This window comes from Mesorhizobium sp. B4-1-4 (genome assembly GCF_006439395.2).
In the GTDB taxonomy this organism is placed as follows: Bacteria; Pseudomonadota; Alphaproteobacteria; order Rhizobiales; family Rhizobiaceae; genus Mesorhizobium.
Window position 1 is genome coordinate 2,133,468 of sequence record NZ_CP083950.1, and the last position, 17,297, is coordinate 2,150,764.

Sequence of the window (17,297 nt, forward strand, 5' to 3'; positions counted from 1 at the left end):
ACTTCCTCTTGGTCAGGCCACCGCATCGAAATAGGTGGCGAATTCAGCGCGTATCTCGGTTTCCTCGGCCGTGTCGCTTTTGCTGATATAGGTCATCGCCCGCTTTGCGCGCTCCAGCGACTTGCCCTCAAGCCCCCGGGTGCGCGATGCGATGCCCGCCATCTCCTCGAAAACGCCGTTGCAGTGAAGGACCAGATCGCAGCCCGCCGCAAGGATCGAGGCCGCCTTTGTCGGGAAATCCCCAGAAAGTGCCTTCATCGAAGTGTCGTCGCTCATCAGGAGCCCGTCAAAGCCGATGTCGCGGCGAATGATCTCGTCGATGACCTTGCCGGACGTCGTTGCCGGATTCTTGGGATCGATGGCGCTGTAGACGACATGCGCGGTCATCGCCATCGGCAGATGGTTAAGCTCCCTGAACGGAGCGAAATCATGCCGCTGCAGGTCGCTGAGCGAAGCGTCGACTGTAGGCAACTCGAAGTGCGTGTCGGCAAAGGCCCTGCCATGGCCCGGAATATGTTTCATGACAGGCAGCACGCCGCCCGACATCAGGCCTTCGGCCGTGGCGCGGCCAAGTTCGATGACCGCGCGCGGCTCCTTGCCATAGGCGCGCGCGCCGATGACATCGCTGGCACCTTCGATCGGCACGTCGAGCACCGGCAGGCAATCTGCTGTGATGCCGTAGCGCAGCAGGTCAAAAGCGTGCAGGCGCGCCATCAGCCAGGCCGCACGGGCGCCGGCGTCGTGATCGTCGCGCCACAGCGCGCCAAGCGCGCCGCCCGCCGGATAGTTTGGCGCCAGCGGTGGCCGAAGGCGTTGCACCCTGCCGCCTTCCTGGTCGATGAACACCAGCGCATCCGGACGCCCGATGCAGTCGCGCATCTCGGCGACCAGATCACGGATCTGCTCGGTCTCGCTAATGTTGCGGGCAAACAGGATGAAGGCCCAGGGGCATTCATTGCGATAGAAGTTGATTTCTTCGCGGGTGAGCGATTTCCCGGCACAGCCGAGGATCATGGATTTTGATTCGGTCATGGCTGGAGTCTAAGGCCTCGCGCGATCAAAGGGAATCGTCTCGGCTCGCAGGCCGCGACCACAAGATATGCTCCCACATGAAAAACGGGCACATGAAAAAGCCGGGCGCATAGGGGCAGCCTATACGAAAACCGGCGCGGCCTTGGGCCGCGCCGGTTTTTGAATGGTTATCGGCGTCTAACGCGACACGAAGCAGTTGCCGCCGGCTGCCTTGTAGCTGGTGCACAAATTGATGGCATCGTTGCGCGACTGAGCCGGAACGCGGACGCGGTAGAATGTGCCTTTGCCTGCGATCTCGGCCTTGACGATGTTGGCGGTGCGGCCGGAAAGCACGCTGCCGTAGCGGCGCTGCAGATCCTGGTAAGTCGATTGGGCGCTTTCCACGGTCGGCTGCGAAGCGATCTGCATCGACCATGAACCGCCGGTCGCCGCCGTTGCCGGATCGATGGAAGCGACCTGATCGGGCTTGACCTCGCCGACGACGTCGACCGGCTGGTCGGACGGACGCTGCGGCGCCACCGGAACTTTGGCCGGCGTGTTGGCCGACTGCGCCTTCGCCGGCGGCTTGGCTGCCGGCTTGAGCGCAGGCTCGTCCGCCTGGGCGGCGGCGGTCGCCACGGTACCGGTCTGGTCGGCATCGGACTGGCCCGAAGGGGCGACATGCTGGGGCGCCGGATCGGCTGGTTCAGTGGCGGCCACCTGCGGTGCGGCCGGTGCCGGATCCTCGCGCGGCACCAGCGAGCCGTCTGACTTGACCACCATGGTCCTCACCTTGCGCGGCGCAACGGCGACGACGTCGGTGCTGGTGCCCTTGTCGGCATCCTGCAGCACCTGCGCGATGCGATCCTCGGACTTGGGCGCCGGTGCCGCATTGTCGGCCGGCGCACTGGCGGCCGGTGCTGCATTGGCGGTCGCGACGGCATTGGCGATCGGGGCGGTGTTGCCCTCGCCCGTCACGCCAGCGGCAGCGCTCTGGCCAGAAGAAAGATCGACGGCACGGGCCGGATCCTTCGCCTGCACATCCACAGGTTCCTCGGTGTTGGTGACAAGTTTCTGCTGCACCGGCTCGGCGGGCTTCGCACCCTTGACCACGGCGTCATAGACCTTGTTGTCCTGGTTCGGCACCACAGTGCCGCCCGGATTTTCGGGCTTGATCTTGATTGGCGAATTGTCGGCCTTCACGATCACCGGGGCCTCGCTGCCACCCTTGCCGCCAAGAGACAGGGCAAAGGCACCAAGACCGCCTGCAACCGCCACCGCGCCGACGATCGCAGCGATGAACAGGCCGCGCCGGCCCGACGGCCTGGCCGCTTCCCGCTCGCCGAGCCCGGGAACAGACATGGCCTCGTCAAGTTCAGGATCGTAGTCGAGTTCATCGACGGTAAAATCGTCCGCCTGCGAGACCGGCTGGCTGCCGGGCAGGCTGTCGAGGTCGAAGCCGTCGGCGGCATTGGCGTAGCCTGTGGTCGCCGCCCCGCGGGCAGGCATTTCGGCCGGCCGCGCCGCATAGGTCCGCGCTTCCGGCTGATAGGCCGACTTGGGTTGTTCGTATCCCTGATTGAGCGCATATCCCGGATTGAGCTTCTCATATCCCGGATTGGGCCCCCCATATCCCGGATTGGGGCCCTCATATCCCGGATTGAGCCCCTCATATCCCGGATTGAGCGCCTCATATCCCGAATTGAAACCGGCATTATAGGATTCATCCGCATGGGACGCGCTGCTTGCGGCAGCAGCGGGAGCCGGCGCGACATCCACCGAATTCATTTCCGTCAGAAGGCTGGCGAACTCTGCGTCAAGATCGTCATAGCCGGATGCCGCCGGTTCATCTTCCTCGAAATGCAGCTCCGGAATGTCGAGATCGTCAGCCAGCGCCACAACGCGCTCCGGCACGTCGACCGTCTCGACATCAGGCATCTCTTCGTAGCGGGAGGACTGGCGGGGCTGCGGCGCGGATACCGGCGTCGCATAAGGGGCGGCCGCAACGGGCTCGGTCGGATGGTAGGGCGGCATCGCGGCCACTTCCGGTGCCACGGCCCCGGCAGCCATCGAAGCGGCTGGCTGCGCGGCAAATGCCGGCTGCTGGGGAACCGGTGTTACGCGGCTCCACGAACGGGCCGGTTCCGCCGGTGCGGAGCGTTCCGCCTGCCAATCGGGAGAATCAGCTTGATCCTGCCGGAAGACTGCTCCGTCACTCGGATCCAGGCTCTTGGCCAAGGCGGCATCGAACGCATCATTGTCGATATCGACATCGACTTGATCAGCATCAGTGGCATGCGAGCCAAGATCCTGAAGCTCATCGAGCAGCAGATTATCGGGATCGGTATCGGCGGCCTGTGCGGCATCGGAGTGATGCATTTCCTCTTCGGATGCCGGTTCGTCGAGATCCCAGTCGAGTTCGCCAACAAGATCGGCGGGCTCCTCGGTGGTCTTTGCGGCTGCGACAGGCGATTGAATTGGAATAGCAGCAGGTTGAGCCACGACGGGTCCGGCCATGGCCGGCTCCTTGGCAGACGGCACCGCGCGTGCGGTCATGGCGCCGAGAAGCGCATTCAACTCGTCCTCGAGGCTTCGTTCATCGGCCATGGGGGCTTGCGCCGGCTCGGCCATATTGGCAGCGGGGGCTGCCGTCGCCGCCGGTTGAACCGCAGCAGCCGCGAGCTCGGCGGCCGGCTCTTCGGCAGGCTCGGCAAACGCGTCATCGAGGTTCACATCGAAAGCGTCATCCGACACGGGTTCGGCGCTTGGGATCTCGCCCTTCGTTTCCTCGGCATGAGTGAACACTTCGTCCGCCTCCGCCTCATCAAAGGCCACCGGCTCGTCCGCCTGAATGTCAAAATCCGCGCCGACATCGGCCATGGCGTCGTCGAAGTGGCCCGCGAAAGCCTCATCGGAGACCGCCTGGGCCTCATTCGCGGCGGCCTGCGCCGGTTCTGGGTATTCGACGGCAGCCGCGTGGTGCTGATCCGCCGAATGGTCGTCAAGCATCAGTTCGTCTTCGAGCGACATGGCGACCGCATCGTCGAACTGATGGTCCGAGACCGGCTCCTCAATCACCGGCTCTTCGGCAACAGCGTGCTGAGTCTCGGCGGCCTCATCCTCGACATGGAAGTCCCGGTCGAGCGACGCGGCAAGCTCGTCCTCCATCGGCAGATCGTCCTCATAGGGCGAAACGCCTTCAAGCGAACTGGCGACGGCATTGTCGAAATCGGCGTCGAAGGCAGGCTCGACGGATGGCGCGGCATCGGCCGCAGCGGCACTCGCATGGCTGGCGACGACCGCCTGATCATCGACATCGGCCATGTCCAGATGGAAATCGTCGTCGAGCGAAAGGGCAAGATCGTCGTCCGCCGCATGGATGGCCGCCGTTTCGAATGCCGGCTCATGAACCTCGACGACGGGAGCGACGACGCTGTCGACAGCGTTGAACTCGCCCATCAGTTCCTTTTCGAGATCGATATCGAAATCGTCCTCTTGCACTGACGGACCGGCGACAGTGACCTGTGACGGGACCGGCGCCTGCGGCTTGACCGGCTGGCGTGGGTCGAATCCCATGATCCTGGTCAGCTCCGCGAACGGATCATCGTCGGCGATGTCGTTGTTGTCGGCTATTCTCAGCTGGGTTCTGTCTGCCATTATTGTTCCCGAACTCGCACTCAGTCGGACGCCATGGACGTCGCGCAGGGTTGGCCCTTACCAGCGCAATGTGGGCAAAAGGTGACAGGTTTTTTAGTTAAACCTAACGCATTTCGGTGGGCGCGGCGGCTCCGATCAACGTCAGGCCGGACGTCAAAACGTCCGAAACAGCCTGCACCAGCCCTAGTCTGGCATGCGTCAATTCTCGGTCGTTAACCTTAACAAAACGTAAGTCCGGATTGTCCGTGCCACGGTTCCAATGGCCGTGGAAACTGGACGCCAGATCATAGAGATAAAATGCCAGTCGATGCGGCTCGAGCGCAAGTGCTGCGGACTCGATCAGGCGTGGATATTCTGCGAGCTTGCGGATCAGGCCGATCTCGCCCTCGTCGGTCAACGACGTCACCGCGGCAGTCAGGCTCTTGCGGTCGAAATTCGCCTCGCCCAATTGCTCGCTCGCCTGCCGGAACACCGAATGGCAGCGCGCCGAGGCGTACTGCACATAAAACACCGGATTGTCCTTCGACTGCTCCGTCACCTTGGCGAAGTCGAAGTCAAGCGGCGCATCGTTCTTGCGGTAAAGCATCATGAAGCGGATCGGGTCGCGCCCGACTTCTTCAACCACCTCGCGCAACGTCACGAAGTCGCCGGACCGCTTCGACATACGGACCGGCTCGCCATCGCGAAACAGCTTGACCAGGTTGCACAAAAGCACGGTGAGCTTGACGTCGTCGCCGGCAATTGCCCGCGCTAGCGCTTCCAGCCGCTTGACGTAGCCGCCATGGTCGGCGCCAAGCACATAGATCAGGTCGACAAAGCCGCGATCGACCTTGTCCTTCAGATACGCCACGTCGGCGGCGAAGTAGGTAAAGGCGCCATCGGACTTGACCAGCGCCCGGTCCATGTCGTCGCCCACGGCGGTCGACCGGAACAGCGTCTGTTCGCGGTCTTCCCAGTCGTCCGGTTTCTCGCCCTTGGGCGGCGGCAGCTTGCCCTTGTAGATGTGGCCCTTCAGCGTCAGGTCGTTGATCGCCGAGCGGATCTTCCTGGCATTGTCGGCATGCAGCGTGCGCTCGGAGAAGAACACGTCGTGGTGCACGTTGAGCAGCGCGAGGTCCTCGCGGATCATAGCCATCATCGCATCGATGGTACGGTCCTTGACGATGGCCAGCGCCTCGTCTTCCGGCATCTGCAGCAGGGAGCGGCCAAACTCCCGGACCAAAGCCTCGCCGACCGGGACGAGATAGTCCCCCGGGTAAAGTCCGGCCGGAATCTCGCCGATGTCCTCGCCGAGCGCCTCGCGGTAGCGCAGCATCGCCGAGCGCCCGAGGACATCGATCTGCGAGCCGGCGTCGTTGATGACATATTCCTTGGTCACGTCGTAGCCGGCGAACGCCATCAGGTTGGCGAGCGCGTCACCGACTACCGCGCCCCGGCAATGGCCGACATGCATCGGCCCTGTTGGGTTGGCCGAGACATATTCGACATTGGTTTTCCGGCCGGCCCCGATCGTCGAGCGGCCATAGTTGCGGCCCTCGCCGAGAAGCACCGACAGATGAGCCTGCCAGAAGCCGTCCTTGAGCCGGAGATTGACGAAGCCTGGGCCTGCGACCTCGGCGGCGGCGACATCCTTGTCGGCCCGCAGCGCCTCCGCCAGTTTCTCAGCCAATGCGCGCGGATTTTGGCCGGTTGGCTTGGCCAGCACCATCGCGGCATTGGTCGCGAGATCGCCATGGCTGGCGTCGCGCGGTGGTTCGACGGCAATCCGCGACAGGTCGGGCGAAACGCCGTCCTTGTCTTTCAGATCGAGCGCTTCGACAGCCTTTGTGACTCGCGCGGTGAAATCGGCGAAGATGTTCATGGGTATTGCTCTGGCGGCTTTATGGCGAATCCGGCTCGTTGGCCGGCAAAATCGCGCCCGCCCTAGCTCAAATCCGGTGTCCGGTCAAACAAACGCCGATGTTCCTTCAGCGCGTAGGTGTCGGTCATGCCCGCGAGGAAATCGGCAACGCTGCGCGCCTTGATGCGATCTTCGGCCCGGTCCAGTCCCTCGCGCCAGCCGTCCGGCATGGCACGAGGGTCGGCGAAATAGGCGTCGAACAAGTCTCTGACGATCTGCTCGGCACCGGCGCGCACCCGCATCACCTCCGCGTGCCGGTAGAGGTGCTTGTAGAGAAAGGCCTTCAATTCCTTCTCGGCCGCGGCCATCTCGGCGGAAAAAGTAACCATCGTCTCGCCGGCCGCCCGCACAGCATCGGCGCTGCGCGGCCCTGCACGCTCCAGATTGGCAGTCGCGAAGACTATGACGTCCTCGACCATGGCGGTGATCTGCCGCCGCATCAATTCGTGGCCGGTGCGTACGTCATCGAGCGCCGGATAGCGTTGGCGCACGCCCTTCAGGATCGCTCCCGGCAGCGAGACAGCCTCCAGCATATCGAGCGTCAGCAGTCCTGCCCGCAGGCCATCGTCGATGTCATGGGTGTTGTAGGCGATGTCATCGGCGATCGCCGCGCATTGCGCCTCGATGCCGGCGAACCGGTCGAGTTCGAGGTCCTGCAGCTGCGAATAATCGCGGATCGCCTGCGGCACCGGCCCTTTCAGGCCTTTGCCGCTGGCGTCCGTCAGGGGACCGTTGTGCTTGACCAGGCCCTCAAGCGTTTCCCAGGTCAGGTTCAACCCGTCGAATTCGGCGTATCGCGCTTCCAGCCTCGTCACGATACGCAGCGATTGCGCGTTGTGATCGAAGCCGCCCCAGGCAGCCATCTTGTCGTTCAGCGCGTCCTCGCCTGTATGGCCGAAGGGTGTGTGGCCGAAATCATGCACCAACGCGACCGCCTCGGCGAGATCCTCGTCGCCGCGCAGCGCCCGCGCCAGCGCACGGGCAATCTGCGCCACTTCGATCGAATGGGTCAGCCTTGTGCGATAATGGTCGCTTTCATGGGCGATGAAGACCTGGGTCTTGTGCTTGAGCCGCCGGAACGCGGTCGAATGAATGATGCGGTCCCGGTCGCGCTGGAACGGCGTCCGGGTCGGGCTTTCGACCTCGTCGAACAGCCGGCCGCGCGAACGCGCCGGATCGGTAGCATAGGCCGCGCGTGGCCGATAGCCAAATCCGATGTCGCCCAACTCGTTGGTCATGATCGATGCCGCAGGTTGACTTGGTGCAGTTGACTTGGATGTGGTTGACTTGGCCGCTTGCGCTTCATACCTATCATATGAAACGGAAAGCAAGGTGACGCCCATGGGCGCGGATGCCAAGACTGCCATGAAAGTCGACATGACCGAGGCCGCGGCCAGGCGGATCGCCAAGATTGTCTCTGGCGAGGCCGGCAAGACGGCGCTGCGCGTTTCCGTCGAAGGCGGCGGCTGCTCCGGCTTTTCCTACAAGTTCGACCTGGTCGATACGCGCAACGACGACGACGTCGCCATCGAGAAGGACGGCGCCACGGTGCTGATCGACGACCTCTCCTTGGTCTACATGGGCGGCTCGGTGATCGACTTCGTCGACGATTTGATGGGCCAGTCGTTCCAGATCAGGAACCCGAATGCGGTGGCTTCCTGCGGCTGCGGCACCAGTTTCTCCATCTAGCGGTATGCCTGCCATCGGCGCGGTCCGTCAGGTCGCGCTGTCGGCCGGACGGAACCTCGACGCGACGCTGACCTTCTGGCACGACGTGCTCGGCATGAATGTTCACGCGCGTTTCGAGCCGCCAGGCATAGCCTTCATCATGGCCGGCGACACCAGGCTGCTGTTCACCGATGGCATACCGGCCGGTACCGTCTATCTCGACATATCAAACCTTGACGATTTCCACGCCGAGGCAAAGGCCGCGGGCGTTCCCTTCACCGCGCCGCCAGCTCTCGTCCATCGCGACGCCAAGGGTCTTTTCGGTCCAGCGGGGGAAAGCGAGTGGATGGCCTTCCTAAAGGATCCTGCTGGCAATACGATCGGTCTGGTCGAACGCCTTGCGCCGGAAGAACATTGAGGTCCCCATGAAAATCGTCACCTGGAACATCAACGGCGTGCGCGCCCGCCTCGGCAACCTCACCCATTGGCTGACCGAGAGCGCGCCCGACATCGTCTGCCTGCAGGAGATCAAGACGGTCGACGATCAGTTCCCGCGCGCCGAGATCGAGGCGCTTGGCTACAATGTCGAAACCCATGGCCAGAAGGGTTTCAACGGCGTTGCCCTGCTGTCGAAGCTGCGCTTCGACGAAGTTATCAGAGGCCTACCCGGTGACGATGCCGACGAGCAGGCGCGTTTCATCGAAGGCGTCTTCTCGACCGACAAGGGTGCGCTTCGCGTCGCCTCGCTCTATCTACCGAACGGCAATCCGATCGATGACGAGAAGAAGTTCCCCTACAAGCTGTCCTGGATGACGCGGCTGGAGCGCTGGGCCGAGGAGCGCCTGAGGCTGGAAGAGGCCCTGGTGCTGGCCGGCGACTACAACGTCATTCCCGAGCCGATCGACGCGCGGTTTCCGGAAAACTGGTTGGGCGACGCGCTGTTCCAGCCGCAGACCCGGCAGGCCTTCCGCCAGCTGCTCAATCTCGGTTTCACCGAAGCGGTGCGAGCCGTCACCGACGCCCCCGACACCTACACCTTCTGGGATTACCAGGCCGGCGCGTGGCAGAAGAACAACGGCATCCGCATCGACCATTTGCTGCTGTCCCCGGAAGCCGCCAACCGGTTTTCGTCCGCCTCGATCGAAAAACACGTGCGCGCCTGGGAAAAACCGTCCGACCATGTGCCGGTGGCAATCGACCTCGCCCTGCAGCCGGCCTGACCGGGAAGCCCTGCCCTTCGGCCGACGGCGGACCTTCTATCGCCACAAATCGGGCGCATGATGAGAAATCATCATGGCGGCTGGGGTTCCCATGACCACTCGGTTTGCTCTTTGTCCGATCGGCTTGGCCTTCACCATGGCTGCGATCGTGCCGGCCTTCGCCGCCCCGGAATGTCTGGCCAATGGAAAGTCTTTTCCGGTCGGTCAGGTCGCCTGCCTGACAGTTGCCGACCAAAGTCATCTGGCCCGCTGCGACATGGTGCTCAACAACACATCATGGACGAAGGTCGGCGATAGCTGTCCTGGAAACACCACGGCGCCGCACCTGCCCGCCACACCGATTTCGACGCCGGCGCCAAGCAGGGTGCCGACAGAGCCGACCGAGAACTGATTTTCCCGATAGCTTGTCTCCATGCTCGTCGAAGAGATTGGCAGGCTCAGCCGTCGCGCCTTTACTGATCGGTGTTATTGCCCTTGGTCAGGATGTCGTCGGCGAGCGAGATCGCGGTGCGGCGGTCGGCTTCACCGGCGGCGGCGAAGGCCTCTTCCTGCATGCCACGAATCCAGGGCTGGTCGGCGGGCGGCGCACGTTCAAGGGCGGCCGTCATCATCGCCAGGCCGCGAACGATCTTGCCGCTCTGGAACAGCAAATGGCCAAGCGTCGCCTGCGCGCCGGCATGGCCTTTCTCGGCGGCGAGCTGGAACCAGCGCCCGGCCTGCTTGACGCTGGCCTTCACGCCTCCCTCGCCCTTCAGGAACATCTGCCCCATCTCGAACTGGGCGTTCGGGTTGCGGTAGTTGGCGGCGGCACGCATGTAATATTCCTGGGCTGCCACCTCGTTCTCGGTGACCGGACTGCCGGGAATACCTTTGCGCAGATAATCGCCGAGCGCCACCAGCGCATCGGAGACGTAGCTCTCTTCCGGCGAACCGGGCTCGACATCCTGGTCGACAATTTCCGAGAAGAACTTGAATGCCTCATAGTCGTCGCGCGCCACGCCGTCGCCCTCGGCATACATGCGGGCAAGCTTCCAGGTGGCTCCGATCTGGCCGTTCTCGGCGGCGTATTTATAGGCTTCGGCGGCCTGTTCCTTGTGGCCGTTCTTGTAGGCGGAGAAGCCGAACTGGAACACCGCCCAGGGGCTCGACTGCGGCTTCACGCCGGTCTTGTCGTCGAACACCTTGTCGTCGAAGGCCACGGCCTGGCCCACGGCGCCAAAGATCGCAACCGCGACCAGTGCCGGAAGGACAGAGGACCTCAACAACTCAGATGTCCGCATAGCAGTGTGTTTCTTTCGCACCGCCCGGATGAGTGACCGCGCCATCGCGGGCAGACCCGACCGTCTGTGCGTATTTCCATATCGCGCCCGACTGATAGTCAGTCGTGCGCGCCTTCCATGTCTTGGCCCGCGCCGCCAGCTCGGCCTCGGTCAGCGCCACCTCGATCGTGCCGTTCACCGCGTCGATCGAGATCACGTCGCCATCCCGGATGAGACCGATCGGGCCGCCGACTGCCGCTTCGGGTCCGACATGGCCGATGCAGAAGCCGCGCGTCGCGCCCGAAAAGCGCCCGTCGGTGATCAGCGCCACCTTGCCGCCCATGCCTTGGCCGTAGAGCGCCGCTGTCGTCGACAGCATCTCGCGCATGCCCGGTCCGCCGCGCGGCCCTTCGTAGCGGATGACCAGAACCTCGCCTTTCCGGTAGTTGCGATGCGTCACCGCTTCGAAACATTCCTCTTCCGAATCGAAGCAGCGCGCGGGGCCGGAGAATTTCAACTCCGTCATACCCGCGACCTTCACGATCGCGCCTTCGGGGGCAAGGTTTCCTTTCAAGCCCACGACACCGCCGGTTTGGGTAATAGGTCTGTTGGCCGGGCGGACCACATCCTGGTGTTCATTCCAGGCAACGTGCTCCATATTTTCGGCCAAAGTACGGCCAGTGACCGTCAGGCAATCGCCATGCAGATAGCCGTGGTCGAGCAGCGTCTTCATCAACAGCGGAATGCCGCCGGCCTCGAACATGTCCTTGGCGACATATTTGCCGCCGGGCTTGAGGTCCGCGATATAGGGCGTCTTCTCGAAGATGCGGGCGACATCGAACAAATCGAACTTTATCCCCGCCTCATGCGCGATCGCCGGCAGATGAAGCGCTGCATTGGTTGAGCCGCCAGTGGCGGAGACCACGGTCGCTGCGTTCTCCAGCGCCTTCTGCGTGACGATGTCGCGCGGCCGGATGTTTTTCGCGATGAGCTCCATGACCTTTTCGCCGGAAGCGAAATTGAAACGATCGCGCATCTCGTAAGGCGCCGGCGCACCGCAGGAATAAGGCAGTGCCAGGCCGATCGCCTCGGCGACGGTGGCCATGGTGTTGGCAGTGAACTGCGCGCCGCAGGAGCCGGCCGACGGACAGGCCGCCTGCTCGATTTCAAGCAGTTCGGAATCGCTGATCGTACCGACCGAGTGCTGGCCGACCGCCTCGAACACATCCTGCACGGTGATCTGCCGGCCGCGATAGCTGCCCGGCAGGATCGAACCGCCATAGATGAAGATGGATGGCACGTTGAGACGCACCATGGCCATCATCATGCCCGGCAGCGACTTGTCACAGCCGGCGAGCCCCACCAGCGCGTCATAGCAATGGCCGCGCATGGTGAGTTCGACTGAATCGGCGATGACCTCGCGCGACACCAGCGAGGACTTCATGCCCTGGTGGCCCATGGCGATGCCGTCGGTGACCGTAATGGTGCAGAATTCGCGCGGCGTGCCATTGGCGGCGGCCACGCCCTTCTTGACCACTTGCGCCTGGCGCATCAGCGAGATGTTGCAGGGGGCCGCTTCGTTCCAGCAGGAGGCGACGCCGACCAGCGGCTGCGCGATTTCAGCGGCCGACAAGCCCATCGCATAGAGATAGGAGCGGTGCGGCGCACGCGCCGGCCCGACGGTCACATGGCGGCTGGGGAGCTTAGCCTTGGAAATGCCTCTGGCGTCCATACTCTTCCTTGCCGCGGGCGGCGCGGCCTGCCCCATCGCCGAGCCTTTTGGCGCGCGTCCCGAGACAAGATCGAGGTGCGCCGGGTTTATGGCGGGAAATGGGCAATTTCCTCAGGCGGATTTGTAGCGCAGGGGTTGTTCAGAAAGTGTTGCCAAAACGTCACAATCGCAGGAGCCGACCCCAGTGCGGCCAATATGCAACGCAGCTTGGATTTCGGGAGCCCTGACGACGTCCGGTCCAACATAAAAGGCGGGCAATGCCCAGCCTTTGATATTCAGTTTCAGATGGTTACCACTTGACCTTCAATGAAGTCAAAAGGCTCAGCTAATGAAAAAGGCCGGACATTGCCGGCCTTTTTTCTCGACGATCGAAGACGTTACCACTTGATGCTGTAGCCGGTGGATAGGGCGTATCCCCAGTCGCCCTGAACGGAGCGGTTGAAACCATTTCGTGGGTCAGGACTGCCCGGAACGTAACTGTTGTTGTATTGGGTTTCGGAAACCGAGGCCAGATATACTGCCGCTACACCCAAGCGGAGTTCGCCGCCTAATTTGTCCTTCATCGAAACACCGGTTCCGATTGTATAGCTGTCGCCGGTCAGATCCCAACCGGTGCTGACGCCACGGTCATAGGTTGCAAACACGGTTCCTGAGATTTGATCGTTGAACTTGTGACCGATGCCACCGGTGACCGTCCAGCCGTCGCGCCAGAAATACAGATTCCCACTGTTCAGCGATAGCGCCGGCACGTTCAGCATCAGCGCTTCCGTAACCGACCAATTCGTCCACTTCACGCTGCCATAGGCGAGCCAGCCCGGAGCGATACCAGTCTGCGCCTTGAACTCGACCGACTGCGGAAAGTTGGCTTGCCCGGTTGCTCCACCAGGAAGATTCCCTCCCAGCAAGCTTGCCGTGCCGGTGGCATCGATGTCGACACCTGACCGATACATCAATTGCGTGCGGAGCGCGATTTCCGGGATTTCGTAGGCAATGCCGGCGCGCCAGCCGAAATTGCTGTCATGCAGGCTGACGCCAAGGACCGGTATGTTTGTACCCAAGGGAGCACCGGCTACGAGATTGTAATCGGTAACTTCATTGTAGACGCCGCCAATAAGCCAGATACGCCCCTTGCTGAGGTCGAATTTCAACCCGCAAGTCGCGCCATATTCATACATGGTGAAGTCTTCATTCAACTTGCCGAGCGTTCCACTCGAACGCGACCACGTCGCACCGCCACCGAATGATTCCGTAAGAGTACCGGCACAGGAGAGACTGTCCGTCAGCTTGAATTTAACCGCAGCCGATGGGACCGCGTAGCTGTCGGAATAGTTCTCCCCGACCAGATAGGGATTCATCGGGTTCACCGAATATTTTCTGGTCGGCGCGACATAGGTCACGCTGGTGCGCATGTTGAAATTGCCGTCCTCAAAAAGGATGTCGGTATCGGCCGTGCCGCGCGAAAAGCCGCCAGCGTGCGCCGAGCCTGCCAAAGCCAGCGAAAAGCACCCTACCCCCAGCAGTGCTTTCAGACGCAAATTGTTCATGGATGTCCTCCCCGAATAACTAGTGCGTCAAGCTAGAACCAATTCAGGTTAACGCCGCAACAACGAATTCCTGGAGCGTACATGTACATGTTCGCCGAATGCATTTTCGAGAAAGTGCCAGCCCAGACCAGTATGCTGAAAACCGGCATCTGGAGCGTCCAACGGACGTTGAAAGGACGAAAAATCAGCCGAAAAGGCCCAAAAACGACGGTTTCAGGGGCTAGGAGCCCCATTGTTACATTATGGCAACAATGGGGCTAAAAGTTTCCGTTTACGTCAATTTAACGCAACGAAATGCCTGTTTTCGAGGCAAAACACCTGCTCCGGGGCTTGGCCGAAGCGTCACGAATCTGCCCTTCAACCGGCGTCCCGGACGCGGGTCAGCGCCACCGAAAGCTTGTCCTGCGCGTCGCGATATTCAGCGAGCTTTTCGCGCTCGGCTTCGACGATCTCGGTCGGCGCGCTGGCGACGAACCGTTCGTTGGACAGCTTCTTGTGCAGGCGCGCGATCTCTTCGGTCACCTTGGCCAGTTCCTTCTGCAGCCGGCCGGCCTCGGCGGCAAGGTCGATCAGGCTGCCGAGCGGCAGACAGATCGTCGCTTCGTTCAGCACGATCTGCGCCGAGCCCTTGGGCGCGACGTCAGCCAGCGAGATGTCGCCGACGCGCGCCAGCCGCTTGATCGCCGACTCCTCGCGAACCAGCCGTTCACGCGTCACGCCGTTGGCGCCGACCACGACCAGCGGCGCTATCGCCCCAGGCGGCACGTTCATCTCCGAACGCACCGAGCGGATGCCCGACACGAGATCGACCAGCCAGTTGATGTCGGCGGCCGCTTCAGCATCCTCGAAATCCGGCGACGGCCAGACGGCATGGCAGAGCAGCGAGTCACGTTCCTTGCCCTCGCCCGCCGTCTGCGCCCACAATTCTTCCGTCATGAACGGCATCATCGGGTGCAGCAGCTTGTATATCTCATCCAGCACGAAGGCGACGCAGGCGCGGCTTTCGGCCTTGGCGGCCTCGTCCGTGCCCATGAACACCGGCTTCAGCAGTTCCAGATACCAGTCGCAGAACAGGTTCCAGACGAACCGGTAGGCCGCACCGGCCGCCTCGTTGAAGCGGTATGAGGTGATACCGTCAGTGATCTCGCGCGCAGCGCGTGTCAGTTCGGTCAGGATCCAGCGGTTGACCGCCAGTTTGGCGTCGTTCAGCCAGAAATCATCATTGCGCGCGACTTCATTCATTTCGGCGAAGCGCGTGGCGTTCCACAACTTGGTGCCGAAATTGCGATAGCCGGCGATGCGCGCCGGATCGAGCTTCACGTCGCGGCCTTGCGCCGCCATCACCGCCAGCGTGAAGCGCAGCGCGTCCGCCCCATATTCGTCGATCAGATCGAGTGGGTCGATGACGTTGCCTTTCGACTTCGACATCTTCTGCCCGTTCTTGTCGCGCACCAGCGCATGGACATAGACCGTGTGGAATGGCTCCTCGTCCATGAAATGCAGGCCCATCATCATCATGCGGGCAACCCAGAAGAAGATGATGTCGAAGCCGGTGACCAGCACGTCGGTCTGGTAATAGGTCTTCAACTCCGGGGTCTCATCCGGCCAGCCCAGCGTCGAGAATGGCCACAGCGCCGACGAGAACCAGGTGTCGAGCACATCCTCGTCGCGGGTCAGGATCTCGCCCGGCTGGAAGTTCTCCAGCTTGTCCTCGACCCAGGCCTTCCACGGCCCTTCGAGCGCCAGATAATATTCGATCGCGGCACTCAGCGCCTCTTCCTCGGACTTCTCGACGAAGACGCGTCCATCCGGCCCGTACCAGGCCGGGATCTGATGCCCCCACCACAACTGGCGCGAAATGCACCAGGGCTGAATGTTTTCCATCCAGTCGAAATAAGTCTTCTCCCAGTTCTTCGGCACGAAATTGGTGCGGCCTTCGCGCACCGAGGCGATCGCCGGCTTGGCGAGTTCGGCCGCGTTGGCATACCACTGCTCGGTCAGGAACGGCTCGATCGGCACATCGCCGCGGTCGCCATGCGGCACGGCGTGGCGATGCGGCTCGACCTTGTCGAGGAAGCCGCCGGCTTCCATCAGCTCGACGATCTTCTTGCGCGCCACGAAACGATCGAGGCCGTCGAGCTCGTCCCAGACAGCCTGGCGCTCCGGCGTCACATCGAGCCCGGCGAGGAAGTCCTCATTGTCTTTCAGCTTTATGGCAGCCTCGACGGACAGGATGTTAATCGCCGGCAATTTGTGGCGCCTGCCGACCTCAAAGTCATTGAAATCGTGCGCCGGCGTGATCTTGACCGCGCCAGAGCCTTTTTCAGGATCGGAATATTCATCCGCGATCACCGGAATCTTACGACCGACGATCGGCAGGACGAGATTCTTGCCGACCAGATGCCGGAACCGATCGTCCTCGGGATTGACCGCGACCGCCGTGTCGCCGAGCATCGTCTCGGGGCGCGTCGTCGCAACCGTGATGAAGGTCTTCGAGTGCTCCGGATCGAAGGTGACGCCCTCGATCGGATAGCGGAAGTGCCAGAGGTTGCCGTTGACCTCCTGCTGCTCGACCTCGAGATCTGAGATCGCCGTCAACAGTTTCGGGTCCCAGTTCACCAGGCGCTTGTCCTTGTAGATAAGCCCTTCCTTGTAGAGGGTGACGAAGACTTCGAGCACGGCCTTGGACAGGCCTTCATCCATGGTGAAGCGTTCCCTGCTCCAGTCGGCGGAGGCGCCGAGCCGCTTCAACTGGTTGAAGATCGCGCCGCCGGATTCGGCCTTCCACTCCCACACTTTCTCGATGAACTGCTCACGCGTCAGGTCGCGGCGGTGGATCTGCTTTTCCATCAGCCGGCGTTCGACCACCATCTGCGTGGCGATGCCGGCATGGTCCATGCCGGGCTGCCACAGCACATTCTTGCCGCGCATGCGCTCGAAGCGCACGAGGATGTCTTGCAGCGTGTTGTTGAGCGCGTGGCCCATGTGCAGCGATCCGGTGACGTTGGGCGGCGGGATGACGATGGTGAACGCTTCGGCGCCCTCCTCCGCCCCGGCGCCGGCGCGAAACGCGTCGGCCTCTTCCCACACTTTGGCGATCTTCGGCTCGACGGTTTTTGCGTCATAGGTCTTTTCAAGCATGGGGGAACGGTCCGCGCTGTCGGGATTTTTGCTGGTTCGGTCTAAATCGGAAGGTCTTGGCCAAGTCAACCGCAAGGGCGGCCTTGGTTCATCACAAGCAGATAGGCGCGACCGTGTTCATTTCAACGGAAGGCGCCCGCACATTCATTGTCATGGCCCCCGACG

The 17,297-nt window shown here is 62.4% G+C and carries 12 protein-coding genes; 4 read left to right on the forward strand and 8 right to left on the reverse strand.

What is annotated here, in order from left to right:
- Nucleotides 1-12: 12 nt before the first annotated feature.
- From nagZ to FJW03_RS10445, 4 genes are all read right to left on the reverse strand, one after another.
- Nucleotides 13-1,032, reverse strand: coding sequence for a beta-N-acetylhexosaminidase (gene nagZ / locus FJW03_RS10430; RefSeq protein ID WP_140694341.1), 1,020 nt, complete (start codon nucleotides 1,030-1,032; stop codon nucleotides 13-15).
- Between the two features lie 177 nt (nucleotides 1,033-1,209).
- On the reverse strand, nucleotides 1,210-4,668 hold the full coding sequence (locus tag FJW03_RS10435; RefSeq protein ID WP_140763161.1) for an SPOR domain-containing protein: 3,459 nt from the start codon (nucleotides 4,666-4,668) through the stop codon (nucleotides 1,210-1,212).
- Between the two features lie 103 nt (nucleotides 4,669-4,771).
- Nucleotides 4,772-6,529: an arginine--tRNA ligase gene (gene argS / locus FJW03_RS10440; RefSeq protein WP_140763164.1), complete on the reverse strand. Its 1,758-nt coding sequence runs from the start codon at nucleotides 6,527-6,529 to the stop codon at nucleotides 4,772-4,774.
- A gap of 62 nt (nucleotides 6,530-6,591) precedes the next feature.
- Nucleotides 6,592-7,806 (reverse strand): deoxyguanosinetriphosphate triphosphohydrolase, encoded by a 1,215-nt coding sequence (locus FJW03_RS10445; RefSeq protein WP_140763166.1) that lies wholly within the window; start codon nucleotides 7,804-7,806, stop codon nucleotides 6,592-6,594.
- 103 nt (nucleotides 7,807-7,909) lie between these two features.
- Here FJW03_RS10445 and erpA point away from each other — a divergent pair, with 103 nt between their 5' ends.
- The 4 genes from erpA to FJW03_RS10465 all read left to right on the forward strand — a co-directional run bounded on the left by erpA (nucleotide 7,910) and on the right by FJW03_RS10465 (nucleotide 9,847).
- On the forward strand, nucleotides 7,910-8,257 hold the full coding sequence (gene erpA, locus FJW03_RS10450) for an iron-sulfur cluster insertion protein ErpA (protein ID WP_027024881.1): 348 nt from the start codon (nucleotides 7,910-7,912) through the stop codon (nucleotides 8,255-8,257).
- 4 nt (nucleotides 8,258-8,261) lie between these two features.
- Nucleotides 8,262-8,654: a VOC family protein gene (locus FJW03_RS10455; protein WP_140763169.1), complete on the forward strand. Its 393-nt coding sequence runs from the start codon at nucleotides 8,262-8,264 to the stop codon at nucleotides 8,652-8,654.
- Between the two features lie 7 nt (nucleotides 8,655-8,661).
- Nucleotides 8,662-9,456, forward strand: coding sequence for an exodeoxyribonuclease III (gene xth, locus FJW03_RS10460; protein ID WP_140763172.1), 795 nt, complete (start codon nucleotides 8,662-8,664; stop codon nucleotides 9,454-9,456).
- A 73-nt stretch (nucleotides 9,457-9,529) separates the two neighbouring features.
- Nucleotides 9,530-9,847, forward strand: coding sequence for a hypothetical protein (locus FJW03_RS10465; RefSeq protein WP_181173234.1), 318 nt, complete (start codon nucleotides 9,530-9,532; stop codon nucleotides 9,845-9,847).
- A 61-nt stretch (nucleotides 9,848-9,908) separates the two neighbouring features.
- On the opposite strand, the gene FJW03_RS10470 is transcribed toward FJW03_RS10465, so the two are convergent.
- The 4 genes from FJW03_RS10470 to FJW03_RS10485 form a co-directional block, all read right to left on the reverse strand.
- A complete protein-coding gene (locus tag FJW03_RS10470; RefSeq protein WP_140607568.1) occupies nucleotides 9,909-10,736 on the reverse strand; it encodes a tetratricopeptide repeat protein in 828 nt (275 codons plus the stop codon).
- Entirely contained in the window at nucleotides 10,723-12,447 is a 1,725-nt protein-coding gene (gene ilvD, locus FJW03_RS10475) for a dihydroxy-acid dehydratase (RefSeq protein WP_140763178.1), read from the reverse strand. Before ilvD ends, FJW03_RS10470 begins: the two co-directional genes overlap by 14 nt.
- Nucleotides 12,448-12,824: 377 nt before the next feature.
- A complete protein-coding gene (locus tag FJW03_RS10480) occupies nucleotides 12,825-13,991 on the reverse strand; it encodes an outer membrane protein transport protein (protein ID WP_140763181.1) in 1,167 nt (388 codons plus the stop codon).
- 357 nt (nucleotides 13,992-14,348) lie between these two features.
- The gene (locus tag FJW03_RS10485) at nucleotides 14,349-17,132 is read right to left on the reverse strand and encodes a valine--tRNA ligase (protein WP_140763184.1); all 2,784 of its coding nucleotides are present in this window, start codon (nucleotides 17,130-17,132) and stop codon (nucleotides 14,349-14,351) included.
- Nucleotides 17,133-17,297: the final 165 nt, after the last annotated feature.

What these genes read in the sequence shown, in the direction of transcription:
- FJW03_RS10480 (WP_140763181.1), bottom strand. Translation starts at nt 13,991, where the DNA reads ATGAACAATTTGCGTCTGAAAGCACTGCTGGGGGTAGGGTGCTTTTCG.
- FJW03_RS10455 (WP_140763169.1), top strand. Translation starts at nt 8,262, where the DNA reads ATGCCTGCCATCGGCGCGGTCCGTCAGGTCGCGCTGTCGGCCGGACGG.
- nagZ (WP_140694341.1), bottom strand. Translation starts at nt 1,032, where the DNA reads ATGACCGAATCAAAATCCATGATCCTCGGCTGTGCCGGGAAATCGCTC.
- FJW03_RS10470 (WP_140607568.1), bottom strand. Translation starts at nt 10,736, where the DNA reads ATGCGGACATCTGAGTTGTTGAGGTCCTCTGTCCTTCCGGCACTGGTC.
- FJW03_RS10445 (WP_140763166.1), bottom strand. Translation starts at nt 7,806, where the DNA reads ATGACCAACGAGTTGGGCGACATCGGATTTGGCTATCGGCCACGCGCG.
- ilvD (WP_140763178.1), bottom strand. Translation starts at nt 12,447, where the DNA reads ATGGACGCCAGAGGCATTTCCAAGGCTAAGCTCCCCAGCCGCCATGTG.
- erpA (WP_027024881.1), top strand. Translation starts at nt 7,910, where the DNA reads ATGGGCGCGGATGCCAAGACTGCCATGAAAGTCGACATGACCGAGGCC.
- FJW03_RS10465 (WP_181173234.1), top strand. Translation starts at nt 9,530, where the DNA reads ATGGCGGCTGGGGTTCCCATGACCACTCGGTTTGCTCTTTGTCCGATC.
- xth (WP_140763172.1), top strand. Translation starts at nt 8,662, where the DNA reads ATGAAAATCGTCACCTGGAACATCAACGGCGTGCGCGCCCGCCTCGGC.
- FJW03_RS10485 (WP_140763184.1), bottom strand. Translation starts at nt 17,132, where the DNA reads ATGCTTGAAAAGACCTATGACGCAAAAACCGTCGAGCCGAAGATCGCC.
- argS (WP_140763164.1), bottom strand. Translation starts at nt 6,529, where the DNA reads ATGAACATCTTCGCCGATTTCACCGCGCGAGTCACAAAGGCTGTCGAA.
- FJW03_RS10435 (WP_140763161.1), bottom strand. Translation starts at nt 4,668, where the DNA reads ATGGCAGACAGAACCCAGCTGAGAATAGCCGACAACAACGACATCGCC.